At 68.3% G+C, this 13,437-nt stretch carries 11 protein-coding genes; 3 read left to right on the top strand and 8 right to left on the bottom strand.

What is annotated here, in order from left to right; translation table 11 throughout:
* Positions 1-19: 19 nt before the first annotated feature.
* The 8 genes from M3M27_RS11765 to M3M27_RS11800 form a co-directional block, all read right to left on the bottom strand.
* Positions 20-856: a carbohydrate ABC transporter permease gene (locus M3M27_RS11765; protein WP_434025751.1), complete on the bottom strand. Its 837-nt coding sequence runs from the start codon at positions 854-856 to the stop codon at positions 20-22.
* A gap of 46 nt (positions 857-902) precedes the next feature.
* Positions 903-1,784, bottom strand: a complete 882-nt coding sequence (locus M3M27_RS11770) for a carbohydrate ABC transporter permease (protein ID WP_140720537.1) — start codon at positions 1,782-1,784, stop codon at positions 903-905.
* Positions 1,781-3,055, bottom strand: a complete 1,275-nt coding sequence (locus M3M27_RS11775; RefSeq protein WP_434028011.1) for a sugar ABC transporter substrate-binding protein — start codon at positions 3,053-3,055, stop codon at positions 1,781-1,783. The genes M3M27_RS11770 and M3M27_RS11775 overlap by 4 nt, the downstream gene beginning before the upstream one ends.
* Before the next feature lie 21 nt (positions 3,056-3,076).
* The gene (locus M3M27_RS11780) at positions 3,077-4,696 is read right to left on the bottom strand and encodes a glucoamylase family protein (protein ID WP_434025752.1); all 1,620 of its coding nucleotides are present in this window, start codon (positions 4,694-4,696) and stop codon (positions 3,077-3,079) included.
* A gap of 96 nt (positions 4,697-4,792) precedes the next feature.
* A complete protein-coding gene (locus M3M27_RS11785; protein ID WP_434025753.1) occupies positions 4,793-7,780 on the bottom strand; it encodes a TonB-dependent receptor in 2,988 nt (995 codons plus the stop codon).
* Between the two features lie 128 nt (positions 7,781-7,908).
* The gene (locus M3M27_RS11790; RefSeq protein WP_434025754.1) at positions 7,909-8,919 is read right to left on the bottom strand and encodes a LacI family DNA-binding transcriptional regulator; all 1,011 of its coding nucleotides are present in this window, start codon (positions 8,917-8,919) and stop codon (positions 7,909-7,911) included.
* A gap of 217 nt (positions 8,920-9,136) precedes the next feature.
* Positions 9,137-9,400, bottom strand: coding sequence for a BolA family protein (locus M3M27_RS11795; protein WP_140720526.1), 264 nt, complete (start codon positions 9,398-9,400; stop codon positions 9,137-9,139).
* A complete protein-coding gene (locus tag M3M27_RS11800; protein ID WP_434028012.1) occupies positions 9,397-9,696 on the bottom strand; it encodes a YciI family protein in 300 nt (99 codons plus the stop codon). The genes M3M27_RS11795 and M3M27_RS11800 overlap by 4 nt, the downstream gene beginning before the upstream one ends.
* 418 nt (positions 9,697-10,114) lie before the next feature.
* Here M3M27_RS11800 and M3M27_RS11805 point away from each other — a divergent pair, with 418 nt between their 5' ends.
* From M3M27_RS11805 to M3M27_RS11815, 3 genes are read left to right on the top strand one after another with little or no spacing between them, the layout of a single operon-like run.
* Positions 10,115-11,020, top strand: coding sequence for a segregation and condensation protein A (locus tag M3M27_RS11805; RefSeq protein WP_140720524.1), 906 nt, complete (start codon positions 10,115-10,117; stop codon positions 11,018-11,020).
* 6 nt (positions 11,021-11,026) lie between these two features.
* Complete coding sequence (gene scpB, locus M3M27_RS11810; RefSeq protein ID WP_140720522.1) at positions 11,027-11,887, top strand: SMC-Scp complex subunit ScpB; 861 nt, start codon at positions 11,027-11,029, stop codon at positions 11,885-11,887.
* Positions 11,880-13,385 carry a pseudouridine synthase gene (locus tag M3M27_RS11815; protein WP_434025755.1) on the top strand — a complete coding sequence of 502 codons (1,506 nt, stop codon included), beginning with the start codon at positions 11,880-11,882 and terminating at the stop codon, positions 13,383-13,385. The genes scpB and M3M27_RS11815 overlap by 8 nt, the downstream gene beginning before the upstream one ends.
* Positions 13,386-13,437 lie beyond the last annotated feature (52 nt).

The raw sequence follows: 13,437 nt of genomic DNA on the forward strand, positions 1-13,437 counted from the left end.
GCCCCCAACCGCGCCATTCTCACCCCTTCACGCTCCCCAGCAGCAGGCCCTGGATGTAATAGCGCTGCAGCGCCAGGAACAGCAACAGTACCGGAATCACCGTCACCACCGCCCCGGCCATCATCAGTTCCACGTCCATGATGTGCTCGCGCGACAGCGCCGCCAGCGCCACCGGCAAGGTGTAGTGCTCCTGGTCGGTCAGCACGATCAGCGGCCACATGAAGTCGTTCCAGGCGGCCATGAAGGTGAAGATGGTCAAGGTCACCAGGACCGGCTTGAGCATCGGCAGCACGATCTGGAAGAAGATCCGCAGCTCGCTCGCGCCGTCGATGCGCGCCGCCTCCAGCAGTTCGTCAGGGATGCCGCGCGCGTACTGGCGGACCAGGAAGATGCCGAACACCGTCGCCAGCGCCGGCACGACCACCCCGCCGAAGCTGTTGACCAGGTGCAACTGCTTCATCAGCAGGAACAGCGGCAGCATCGCCACCTGCGCGGGGATCACCAGCGCCGCCAGCAGGACCTGGAAGATCCGCTCGCGCCCGGCGAAGCGCAGCTTGGCGAAGGCGTAGCCGGCCATGGTGTTGACCAGCAGCGAGCCGAGCGTGATCGACAGCGACACCAGCAGGCTGTTAGCGAAGTTGCGCGCCATGCCGGTGCGCGCCAGCAGCTCGCGGTAGCTGTCCAGCGTGGCGTGCGAAGGCAGCAGCGGCGGCGGGAAATGGCTGGCCTCGCCGCGCGGCATGAACGACACCGACACCATCCAGAGCAACGGCGCCAGGCTGACCAGCGCGATCAGCGCCAGCCCCCCGTTCACGAGCACGCCGTTCCAGCGCGATTGGCCCACTTCCCGGCTCATGAAAAAGGACCCGCGCACATGGACGTGCGCCGCTTTTGCGAGGGACTCACAGGAACTCCTTCTTGCGGCCGAGCCGCAGCATCACCGTCGTCACCGCCAGGATGATGAGGAACAGCAGGAACGCGACCGCCGACGCGCGACCGAGGTTCCACCACTTGAAGCCTTCCTCGAACATGAAGTACAGCACGCTGACCGTGCTCTGCAGCGGGTCGCCGCGGGTCATCACGTACGGTTCGGCGAACAGCTGGAAATAGCCGGAGACGGTGATCACGCTGACCACCAGCAGCACCGGGCCCAGCTGCGGCAGGGTGATGTGCAGGAATTGCTGCCGCTTGTTGGCGCCGTCGATGCGCGCGGCCTCGTACAGGTCGTGCGGGATCGCCTGCAGGCCGGCCAGGAAGATCACCATGTTGTAGCCGAAGTTCTTCCACACCGCGAACAGCATGATGGTCGGCATCGCCCAGGCCGGGTCGCCGAGCCAATCGACCGGCGGGATGCCCAGGTGGCCGAGCGCCCAGTTCACCAGGCCGTAGCTGGTGTGGAACAGGTAGCGCCAGATCACCGCCACCGCCACCAGCGTGGTCACTACCGGCGCGAACAGCGCGGTGCGGAATAGCGCCCTGAAGCGGGCCGCCGGCGCGTTGAGCAGCAGTGCCGCGCCCAGCGACACCGCGATCGACAGCGGCACGCCGACGACCACGAAGTACGTGGTGTTCCACAACGACTTCCAGAACATCGGCGTCTGCAGCAGGTCGATGTAGTTGCCCAGCCCGATGAAGCGCAGGTGGCTGGCGTCGGCGAGCGCGTAGAGGTCGAAGTCGGTGACGCTCAGCGCCAGCGCCGACAGCACCGGCAGGCCGAAGAACACGCCGATCACGATCAGGGCCGGGCCGGCGAAGACCCAGCCGGCCAGCGAGCTGCGCCTCATGGCCGTGCCTCCCCGGTGGCCGGCGACGGATGTTCCTGCGCATAGATCCAGCGCCGCTTGGCCAGGATCTCGTCCACGCGCCTGTCCAGTTCTTCCACGGCCTTGTCCTGCGGCTCGCCGCCGCGCACCACCCGCTCGGTCACCAGCCGCATCTCCTGCACGATCCGCTCCCATTCCAGCACCTTGGGCGTCGGCTTGGCCCGTTCCAGCTGCTCGCGGAACGCCTTGGCCAGTTCGTCGTTGGCCAGCGAGGGAGCGTCCCAGGTGCTGCGGCGCGGCGGCAGGTCGCCGATCAGCGCGTGGAAGCGCGCCTGCACCTGCGGCCGCGACAGGAACTCGACCAGCTTCCAGGCCGCCTGCTTGTGCTCGGAGGAACGGAAGATCACGAGGCTGGCGCCGCCGGCGATGCCCGCGCCCGGCCCGCTGGGGCCCGGCAGCGGCATCGTGCCCCACTGCCCCTTCAACGCCGGCGGCTCGCGCAGGCCGAACTCGCGGATGTTCCACGGGCCCGACAGATAGAAGGCGTAGAAGCCGTCGAAGAATTCGTCCCAGACGTTGGAGATCTGGGTCTCCGACATCTTCGGCGCCCAGCCCTGCTCGAAGATGTTGGCGTAGAACGCCAGCGCCTTGCGGAAGCCGGGGCCGCGGAAGTTGCCGTAGTTGTCGTGGTCGCGCAGCAGCGGATCGTCGAACTGCAGGCCGAGCGAGAGCTGCTGCTCGAACTCGTTGAGCGGCAGCAGGATCGCGTAGCGGTCGGGACCGACGTGCTTCTTCACCGCGGCCATCGCGTCGTTCCACTCGGCCCAGGTCACCGGCAGCCTGGTCACCCCGGCCTCGCGCAGCATGTCCTTGCGATAGAACAGCAGGCGCGTGTCCACGTACCAGGGCACGCCGACCACCTGCCCGTCGATGAGGTTGGTATCCCAGATGCCCGGGAAGTAGTCCTTCGGGTCGACCACCGTGGACCGGTCGATGTACGGCTGCAGGGGTTCGAGCGTGTCCAGCAGCGCGAACTCGGGGATCCAGGTATTGCCGAGCTGGCACACGTCCGGCAGGCCGTCCGCGGCGAAGGCGGTGAGCAGCTTCTCGTGCGCGGCCGTCATCGGGATCGCCTGCACATCCACGTGGATGCCCGGATTCTCCTTCTCGAAGTCGTCGATCAGGCCGCTGACGACCTCGGCCTCGCGGCCCATCGCCCAGAAGCGGATGGTCTCGCCCTGCGGCGGCCCGCTGCAGGCGGTGGCGGCGAGCAGCAGCGCGGCAGCGATCAGGTTACGGATGCTGGCCACGCGTCACTCGGGCTTCTGCTGGCGCTGGGCCGGGTTCTCCTGTGCCTCGGCCGCGGCCGCGCGCGACTCGGCGATGCCCAGCGCGCGTGCCTTGGCCGCCTCCTCGTCCTTCTGCGGCGCCGGCTGCGACTCGCCTTCCGGCGTCAGCCAGCCGCCGGTGAAGCCGGCGCGTTCCAGGCCGCGGCGGATGTACTTGTTCTTCTTCATCACCGTCCAGACGAACTCGTCGCGGTAATTGGCGATGCCGGCCAGGATCGGCCCCTGGTCGATCGCGATGTAGTCGCTGGCCACCCAGCCGCGGTCCGGGATCAGCCGCCCGGTCTTGAGCGGGATGTCGTAGTTGAAGCTGGGGTTGAAGGCGTCCAGGAAGCCGTAGCTGGAATACAGGAAGTCGCCGTAGCGCTTGTGCATCTCCACCGTGGCCGGGATCACCACCTCCGGCGCGAACGGCAGCGAGGAGATCGCCGCGGTCGGCGCTATCGTGCCGTCGTCGAAGTTCTCGCGCAGGCCGGCACCGCGCGAGGAGTAGTGGCGGAACTGGCGCTGCTCGCCGCGGTATTCCTGGCTGGTGTTCTGCGGACCGTCGCTGGCGGTCAGGCCCCAGACGTTCTCGCCGTAGCCCTTCCACTTCATCGGGTTCTCGATGGCGTAGTCGCGCTGCGCCAGCGTGGCGCGGCGGCTGTTGAGGTAGTAGTCGATGCCGCGCTCGCGCATGTACTGGTCCTGGATGTCGCGGAAGTCGATCCAGACATGGCTGTACTGGTGGCCGAACAGCGGGCCGAACGACAGGTACTCCTGTCCCTGGTAGACGCCCCAGTCGTTGTTGTACGTGCGGGTCCACACTTCCCACGCTTCCGGGGCGACCGCGTGGGTGGGCGAGCCCAGCGCCAGCACGTACAGCATCATCGCCTCGTTGTAGCCCATCCAGTCGTGGTTGATGAAGCCGCTTTCCGGGAACCAGCCCATCGACACCAGCGGCGCGCGCTTCTGCATCCAGGCCCAGTCCACGCGCTTGTACAGCACGTCGGCGATCTCGCGGATCTCCTTCTCGCGCGGATCGTCGCCGTCGTAGTACGACTGCGCGAACAGCACGCCCATCATCAGCAGCGCGGTGTCCACGCTGCTCAGTTCGACCCAGCTGTTGTAGCGCTGGCCCTGCTGCATGTCGAGGAAGTGGTAGTAGAACCCCTTGTAGCCGGCCCGTCCCGCCCGCTGCGGCCCCATCGGCGCGTCGCGGAAGAACTTCAGCGTGGTCAGCGTGCGGTCGATCGCCTGGTTGCGGCTGATCCAGCCGTTCTCGATGCCGATCGGATAGGCGGTCAGGGCGAAGCCCACCGAGGCGATGCTGGCGAACGGGCGCGACGGGTAGCGGTCCGGCGTCAGGCCGTTCTCCTGGTTGGTGGTGTCCCAGAAGAACTGGAAGGTACGCCGTTCTATGTCGCTGAACAGCGGCGGCAACTCGGGCTTGAGCGGGCGCGGCGGCACGTTGGCCTCGATCAGGATGACGGGGGGCCTGGCAGGTTGCGGCTTGGCCGGCTGCGATTCTTCGCGTTGGCATGCCGCCAATCCCAGGCACGCCACCAAAGGTACCGCCAGCCACTTCGAGAATAGTCCCCTGTTCATCAAACCCCGCTCATGTAATCGATTTCAAAAACCTTCGAGAAGATACATCCTCGGCCGCGGTTGCGTCCTCCCGGGAGCGCAACCGCGGCCGCGGCACTACCAATCCAGTCCGAACGAAAGCTTGGCGGTCCGGGTCACGTACTGGTCGAAGCCGGTGGCCGTGCCGTTGTCCCAATCGACGCTGTAGGAGTCGAAGTTCTTCCAGTTGAAGACGTTCAGCACGTCCAGCCGCGCCCGCAGCTTGATGTTCGAGCCGGTGTCCCACACCTTCTGCGCCGCCAGGTCGAGCTGCTTGAAGCCCAGCGTCGTGTCCGGATGGAACTGGCGGATGCGGCACTGGCCGTCCACGCCGACCGGGCAATAGTCGGTGTAGTAGTACTCCGGCGTGGACAGGGTCAGCTTGCCGGAGAACGTGGTGCCCCACGGCCCGTCGGCGACGCCGCTCACCACCAGGCGGTGGCGCGCCACGCCGCTCGAGGTGAACCAGCCGTAGTCCGAGAGCGTCGGGTAGTCCAGCGCGTAGTGCTCGCCGAACTGGCGGTTCTCCTTGGCGTTGCTGTAGGTGTAGGCGATGTTGAGGCTCCAGGGCGACTCGTTCGTGTACGGCTTCTCCAGGCTGAGCAGCAGCGAGTTGTTGCGCGTCTCCAGCCCGTTGGTGCCCAGGATCAGCGAGCCGTATCCCGGCACGCCGTTGTTCCACGGCGGCCCGGAGATGGTGCCCGGCTCGAAGAAGCTGCCGTCCGGCAGGCGGTTGCCCAGCAGGAACACGAAGCCGTCCTTGGACACGATGCGCTGCAGCGTCACCGAACTGTTCCAGTCGTAGCCGAACATCCGGAACGTGTCGCGGATGCCGATGCTGAACTGGTCCGAATACGGCACCTTGAGGTTGTTGGACAGCAGGTCGACCTCGCGCCCGACGGCCGAGTTGCCCGCCACCAGCGCATCGAGCGTGGACTGCTGCAGCAGCGACTCGTCCCAGGCCAGGCAGGTGCCGCTGCCCACGGTGCACGGGTGCCCGGCCGTGTCGATGCTGAAGCCGTAGCTGCCGTAGGTGGCCTTGGTCTGCTCCAGCGCCAGGTAGTCGAACAGGTCGCGGTCGTAGGCGCGTCCCGCGCCGCCGAACAGCACGTGCTTCTCGTCGCCCGACAGGTCGTAGGAGAAGCCGAGGCGCGGCTGCCAGGCATCCTTGAACGCATGCCGGCTGCTGCCGTCGCTGATGTAGTTGGAAATATCGATCCCGCCCAGCGCCAGCGTCTGCGCGTAGGTCTGTCCGGCCGGGGCGTTCGGGTCCTGGCCGTAGATCGCCGCGACCACGTCCGGATCGGTCACGTGGTCGAGATAGCTCGGCGTCTTCTCGTAGTCCCAGCGCACGCCCAGGTTGAGCGTCAGCCGGTCGGTCACTTCCCAGTCGTCCTGGAAGTAGATGCCGAACTGCTTGTTCTTGGAACTCAGCTGGCCCTGGCTGGTACCGGTGATGCCGGAGGAAAAGCTGACGTAGTACGGGACCGACGTGCTGTCGCCGATGTCGTAGTAGAACTGCGGGTTGTAGGGCTGCTGCTCGAGCGTCTTCAGGTCCACCTGCTTGTACTTCACGCCCATCTTCAGCGTGTGCCCTTCCCAGCCGGTGAAGGTCAGGTCGTCCTGGAACGAATGGCCCTGCTGGCCCTTGCGCTGGTAGCCGCCCGAGCCGGCGCCGGTCGCCAGGATCACGTTGCCGGTGTTGCCCTCGCCGTCGGTCAGCACGTAGCCGGCGCCGAAGTTCTTCGGCTCCATCGACCAGAAGGCCTTCTCGTAGGTCAGGTGGGCGTCGTTGAGCCAGTCGCCGGCGGTCAACTGCCAGCGCAGGTCGATGCGCGTCTCGTCCACCTTGTTGTCGGTCGCGTACGACTCGGTGTTCTGGTCGCCGACATTGCTGAGGTCGGTCTCCTCGCGGCGCTTGGCGGTGAGCTCCAGCAGGTTGTTCTCGCCGATCGACCAGTCGATCTTGCCGAAGTACAGGTCCTCGTGGAACGGCACCGAGCTGTTGCGGACCGAGGACTGCAGGAACGACGGCAGGTCGGACACGCTGTAGCCCTGGCCGGGAACGACGTCCTTGGGCGCGGTGTAGTCCTTGCCCTCGTAGGTCACGAAGAAGTGCGCCACGTCCTTGACGATCGGGCCGCCGAACGCGAAGCCGTACTGCTCGTCCTTGGAGCGGTCCTTGCCGCCCTGCTCCTTCTCGGTCTCCCGGGTCGCCCGCATGTCGGTGTTGGCGTAGTCCCAGAAGAAACTGCCCTTGAATTCGTTGGTGCCCGACTTGGTCACCGCCGACACCGCCGCGCTGCTCAGCTGGTCGTACTCGGCCTTGTAGTTGGAGGTGATGACCTTGTACTCGCCGATCGCCAGCTGCGGGAACGGGTTGCCGCGGCTGGAATCCTGCCCGGTGATGCCGCCGGCCAGCACGTAGTTCTTCTGGCCCACGCCGTCGATGAACACGTTGATGTTGTTCGCGCTCTGCGCGCCGGACTGCAGCCGGGTGGATCCGTCGCTCGGGCTGGTCTCGAAGCGCATGCCCGGCACGGTGTCGGCGAACGCCAGGAAGTTGCGCGAGGTCTGCGGCAGCGCCTCGATCTGGCGCGTGGTGACGTAGGTGGCCACCTCGGAGGTCTTGGTCTCCACCGCCAACGGCGCGGTGACCTGCACCGTATCGAGCGTGGTGGCCGCTCCGCCGCCGGCATTGGCGGCCACGCCGCCCACGCCCAGGTTCAACGTCGCGGTCTGGCCGACCTGCACGGTGATGGTCTGGCTGTTGCTGCCGCCCGCGGACTGCACTTCGACGCGGTAGGTGCCCGGCGGCAGGCCCGCCACCGCATAGCCGCCGCCGGCGCCGACCTGGACGGTGCGGCTGAGGCCGGTGGCCACGTTGGTGGCGGTCACCCTGGCGTCCATGGCGGCGGCCGAATCGGCCGTGACCTGGCCGCGGATGGTCGCCGCGGTGCTCTGCGCGAAAGCCGGCGCGGCCGCCAGCGCCAGGCAACTGGCCAATGCGCAGGCAAGCAGCCTGCGTGATGGTCGTCCTGCTTCGGTATTTCGTTGATCTGCCATTTCTGACCCTCCCGGGGTTCGATTCCTGGTTACGGCGTGGATACGGTTCCCCAACTACCGGCAAAGGCGGCAAGGCCGCCTGAAAAAAGCGCCTGCGACGCGGAAACCCGGCGCCGGCGCGGCAAACGTCACCTCGATGCGCAGGATTCCCTCACGATCAGCGCGGGAACGAGGGTTTGGCGCTGTCTGTCGACCGCGCCTGGGTGGTCGATCAGGGCGAGCAGGCGGGTCATCGCCTGCCCCCCCAGTTCCGCGATGCTGACCTGCATCGTGGTCAAGGGCGGATGAACGAAGCGGGCCAGCGGGATGTCGTCGAAACCGGCCAGGGCGACGTCGGCCGGCACGCGCACGCCGGCATGGGTCAGCGCGTACAGGCACCCCAGCGCCATCATGTCGTTGGCGGCGAACACCGCGTCGGGCAGCGGACCGCTCGCGAGCAAGGCCTGCCCGGCGCGGTAGCCGGACGCCTCGTCGAAATCGCCCGGCAGCTCGATGCCCGATGCTTCGCCATCGTGCGCGGCGATCGCGTCGCGGAAGCCGCGCAGGCGCTCGCGCGCGTCGAAGTTGGATTCCGGGCCGGCGATGAAGGCGATGCGCCGGTGGCCGGCCGCGAGCAGGTGCTCGGTCATCGCCACGGCGCCGGCATGGTCGTCGATGCTCAGCACCGGGTACTGCTCGTCCGGCAGGCGGGTATTGATCAGCACGGTCGGCAGCGCCGGCGGCAGGTTGGCGGTCAGGAAGCCCGGGTTCTCCGCGTAGGGCGAGAGCACCAGCAAGCCGTCCACGCGCCCGCGCATGGCGCGCAGCGCCTGGCCTTGCTCGTCCTGGTTGCCGTGGTAGCTGGAGACCAGCAGGTGCTGGCGGCGCGCCCGCGCCACCCCGTCGATGCCGCGGACCAGCTCGGAGAAGAACTCGCCGTACAGGTCGGGCAGCACCACGCCGATGGTCTGGGTGTGCCGGCTGCTGAGGCTGCGTGCGGCCGCGTGCGGGCTGTAGCGCAGTCGCTCGGCCACCGCCTGGACGTGCTGGCGCACCGGCTCGGCCACGTTGGTATGCCCGTTCAAGGCCCGCGACACGGTGGCGACCGAGACCTTGGCCTCGCGTGCCACGTCTTTGATGGTGATCGTAGCTCTGGTCAACGTACCGCCCTCCGCGGCCGAGACTGCATGAAACCGGGCGGACTGTAATCGTTTTCAAGCCGTTTAGGAAACCCGGGGCCGCCGGTTTTCCGACGCAGCCCGCGGAAATCTTAAATTTCAGTTACTTGGAAGTTCGTCACCCGGCCTTCACATTCGCTGCATCGCAACAAAAATCCAGGCATTCCTGGCCCCTCGATGTCCCGGGACATCGCCCTCCTCACGCCGGCGGTGCCGCGTCGATCGCCAGGGCATGGATGTCGGTCTGCATCATCTCGCCGAGGGCGGCATACACCGCCCGGTGCCGCGCCAGCGGCGTCATGCCGGCAAAGGCGGCACTGCGGATGCGCACGTTGAAATGCCCGCGGCCGTCGCGCGCGCCGGCATGGCCGGCGTGACGGTGGCTGTCGTCCTCCACTTCGAGCTCGACCGGCGCGAACGCCGCCTCCAGCGCGGCGCGGATGCGCGCTTCGCGCGGGCTCATGGCAGCGCCTTGCGGAACGGGCGCACGTAGACGCGCACGTAGACGCCGGCGGCCACGTACGGGTCCTGGTCCGCCCAGGCGCGCGCCGCCTCCAGCGAAGGGAACTCGGCGATCACCACGCTGCCGCTGAAACCGGCGTCGCCCGGATCCTCGGCATCGATCGCCGGACAGGGCCCGGCCACCAGCAACCGGCCTTCCGCCTGCAACTGCTTCAGGCGCTCCAGATGCGCCGGCCGCGCCGTCCTGCGGCCCTCGAGCGCCCGCTCGCCGTCATACCCTTCGATCACGTACCACATCAGCTTGCCCGTACTCCGCACATGGAACGGCGGACATTCTAAGCCCGGCATCGCCCGGACCTGGCCGGACAAGGCCAGGTCCGGGTCTCCAGGCCCAACGCCACCTGTTCGAGGTCCAGGGCGCCCCTAGACACCGGCCATCGCCACGCATTACCCTTGGCTTCACTGCACGCGGCTGGATACAGGCGGCCCGTCGGCTCCCGGCCCCGCCCGCCCCGACGACCGATTCGCCCGACACCGGATCGCCGCGCTAGACGACCTCTTCAGAGCTGTCATGCCGTCGTGCCGATGGGCGCGTCGTGCTGGTTTGTTGTGTGGAATCACGCCTGTCCGGCGTGACAGGGATTGCAACGAGATACGAAAGGCCGCGCCGGACCGGGTCCGCAGCGGCTGCGCAACGCAACACCGATCCGAGCTGATGACCTCCGAACTCGCGTCCGACGCGACTGCCCCGACATCGCCGAGCCCGCCGCAGCAGCAGGAAATGCCGCTGGCGCTGGTGCATGGGCAGCCGTTGCTGCAGATCCCGCAGGACCTGTACATCCCGCCGGACGCGCTCGAGGTCATCCTCGATGCCTTCGAAGGCCCGCTCGACCTGCTGCTGTACCTGATCCGCCGCCAGAACCTCGACATCCTCGACATCCCCGTCGCCGAGATCACCCGGCAGTACGTGGACTACATCAACGTGATGCAGGAGCTGCGCTTCGAACTGGCGGCCGAGTACCTGGTGATGGCCGCGATCCTGGCCGAGATCAAGTCGCGGATGCTGCTGCCGCGGCCGCCCAGCGCCGAGGGCGAGGAAGAGGACCCGCGTGCCGAGCTGGTGCGCCGGTTGCAGGAGTACGAACGCTTCAAGCAGGCCGCCGAGGACATCGACGCCCTGCCCCGCCAGGACCGCGACACCACCCCGGCGCATGCCCACGTGCCGGACCGTGCCGCGATCAAGCTGCCGCCGCCGGTCGAGCTCAAGGAGATGCTGCTGGCGCTGTACGACGTGCTCAAGCGCGCCGAGCTGTTCTCGGGCCATGCCATCAAGCGCGAGGCGCTGAGCGTGCGCCAGCGCATGGGCGACGTGCTGAGCCGGCTGGGCGACGGCAAGTTTTACCGGTTCGAGACGCTGTTCACCGCCGAGGAAGGCAAGCTCGGCGTGCTGGTCACTTTCCTGGCGCTGCTGGAGCTGGCCAAGGAGCAGTTGCTGGACATCGTCCAGGAAGCGCCGCTGGCCCCGATCTACGTCAAGTCGCTGGCGTTGAACAACACCAACGAGCCCTTGCAGTTCTCGAGCGAGTTCGACGACAGCGACGAACCCGCCGTGTCGACCTGAGCAACCATGGACCAACAGCTGATCACCCGTATCGTCGAGGCCGCGCTGCTGGCCAGCCACCAGCCGCTGACCCTGGCCCAGTTGAACGAGCTGTTCCCCGAGGACGAGCCCGCGCCCCCCGGCAGCGTGGCGCGCGCGCTGGAGCTGCTGCGCGAAGGCTGCGCCGAGCGCGGCGTGGAACTGGTCGAGGTCGCCTCCGGCTTCCGCTTCCAGGTCAAGTCCGACGTGCACGCCTGGGTCTCGCGGCTGTGGACCGAGCGCAAGACCCGCTACACCCGCGCTACGCTGGAAACGCTGGCGCTGATCGCCTACCGCCAGCCGATCACCCGCGGCGAGATCGAGCAGGTGCGCGGCGTGACGGTGAGCAGCAACATCATCCAGGCGCTGGAGGAACGCGAGTGGATCCGCGTGGTCGGCCACCGCGACGTGCCCGGCAAGCCGGCGCTGTTCGGCACCACCAAGGCGTTCCTGGACTACTTCGGGCTCAAGAGCCTGGACCAGCTGCCGCCATTGTCGGAACTGAAGGACATCGGCGAGCTGGACCCGGAACTGCCGCTCGACGCCGAAGGCCAGCCGGCCGCGCCGCTCGCCGCGAGCGCCTCGCCGCCCGGGGATGCGAGCGCCAACGACGACGTCGGCGGCGACGACGCCCCGGGCCCGCAGGACGCATCGCAACAAGACGCATCGCAAGACCAAGAACACGACGCCCGCCAGGGCGAACCCGAAGCCGCGCCGGGCGAGCGCGCGGCAGACGTGAACGAAGACGAAGACAACGCCGTCGCGACGACGACCGTGGCTGTTGACGAAGCCGATCCAGAACCAGAGGCCGACGAGGAAAACGCCGGCCGGAGCCAGAACAATGAGTGACACCACCCGCAAGCTGTCGTTGAACAAACTCTCGCTCAAGCGCGACAGCGCCCCCGAACATTCCAAGCTCGAAGAGCGCCTGCACAAGGTGCTCGCCCAGGCCGGGCTGGGCTCGCGCCGCGCGCTCGAGCAGCGCATCGCCGACGGCCTGGTCAAGGTCAACGGCGAGGTCGCGCAGACCGGCATGTCGGTCAAGAGCGGCGACAGGATCGAACTGGACGGCCGCAGCTTCGTCGCCAGCGCCCTGACCGAGCCGGCGCGCGTGCTGATCTACAACAAGCCCGAAGGCGAAGTGACCACGCGCGAGGACCCGGAAGGCCGCCCGACCATCTTCGAGGCGCTGCCGGCGCTCAAGGGCGCGCGCTGGATCGCGATCGGCCGCCTCGACATCAACACCACCGGCCTGCTGCTGCTCACCACCGACGGCGAGCTTGCCAACGCGATGATGCATCCCTCCTTCGAGGTCGAGCGCGAGTACGTGGTGCGCGTGCGTGCGCCGGAAGGCCAGGACAAGGTGCCGGACAACATCGTCGACCGCCTCGCGCGCGGCGTGGCGCTGGAAGACGGCCCGGCCAAGTTCGACGAGATCGAGCGCATCGGCGGCACCGACTCGCACGACTGGTTCCGCGTGGTGGTCAAGGAAGGCCGCAACCGCGAGGTGCGCCGGTTGTGGGAGTCGCAGGGTTGCCAGGTCAGCCGGCTCAAGCGCACCCGCTACGGCAAGATCGCGCTGCCGCGCGAGCTGCTGCGCGGCCACTCCGTGGAACTGCCGAGCGCGCAGGTCGAGGCGCTGCGCGCCGAACTGAAGCTGGAGGAAGGCGCGCCGTCGGCGCTGACCCTGCAGCCGGTGATCGGCCAGCGCCGCGCCGCCAAGGCCACCGTGCACGTCGCCGGCGGCCGCAGCGCCGGCGCCTACGTCAACGGCCACAACACCGCCGACGAAGGCCGCGAACTGCGCCGCTTCGACAACGTGCGCGAGGATCGCGGCCGCGGTCGCGGCAAGGGCGGCTTCAAGGGCGGCCTGACCGTCACCGGCGAGGCCGCGGCCAAGCAGTCGCAGAAGCCGTTCAAGCAGCGCAAGCCCAAGGGCGACCGCAGCCTGCCCGAGGGCAATCCGGCCGCGTTCCGCAGCTGGTACGTGCCGGAAGGCGTCAGCACCGGCCCGAGCGGGCATCGCAATGCCGGCCCGGGCGGCCAGGGCCGTCCCTACGGCAAGCCGAAAGGCCCCGGCGCCGGGCGCCCGGGCCAGGCCCGCGGCGGCGCAGGCGCAGGCACCGGCCAGGGCCAGCGCAAGCACCCGTACGGGCATCCGGGCAACGCGCCGAGCTTCCCGTCCGACCACGCCACGCCGGGCCTGAGCCCGTACGGCGCCGCCCGTCCGGGCGGCGGGCGTCCCGGTGGCGGCAATCGCGGCCCGGGTGGCCCGCGCGGCAACCGCCCGGGCGGCCGCGGTCCCGGCGGCAACACCGGTCCGCGCCGCGGTCCACGCGGCGGTTGAGCCGGAGGCCGGATCCAGGCCACGAAAAAACGCCCCTCCGGGGGCGTTTTTC

The sequence above is a fragment of the Xanthomonas boreopolis genome (assembly GCF_046529185.1).
GTDB lineage: Bacteria > Pseudomonadota > Gammaproteobacteria > Xanthomonadales > Xanthomonadaceae > Pseudomonas_S > Pseudomonas_S boreopolis.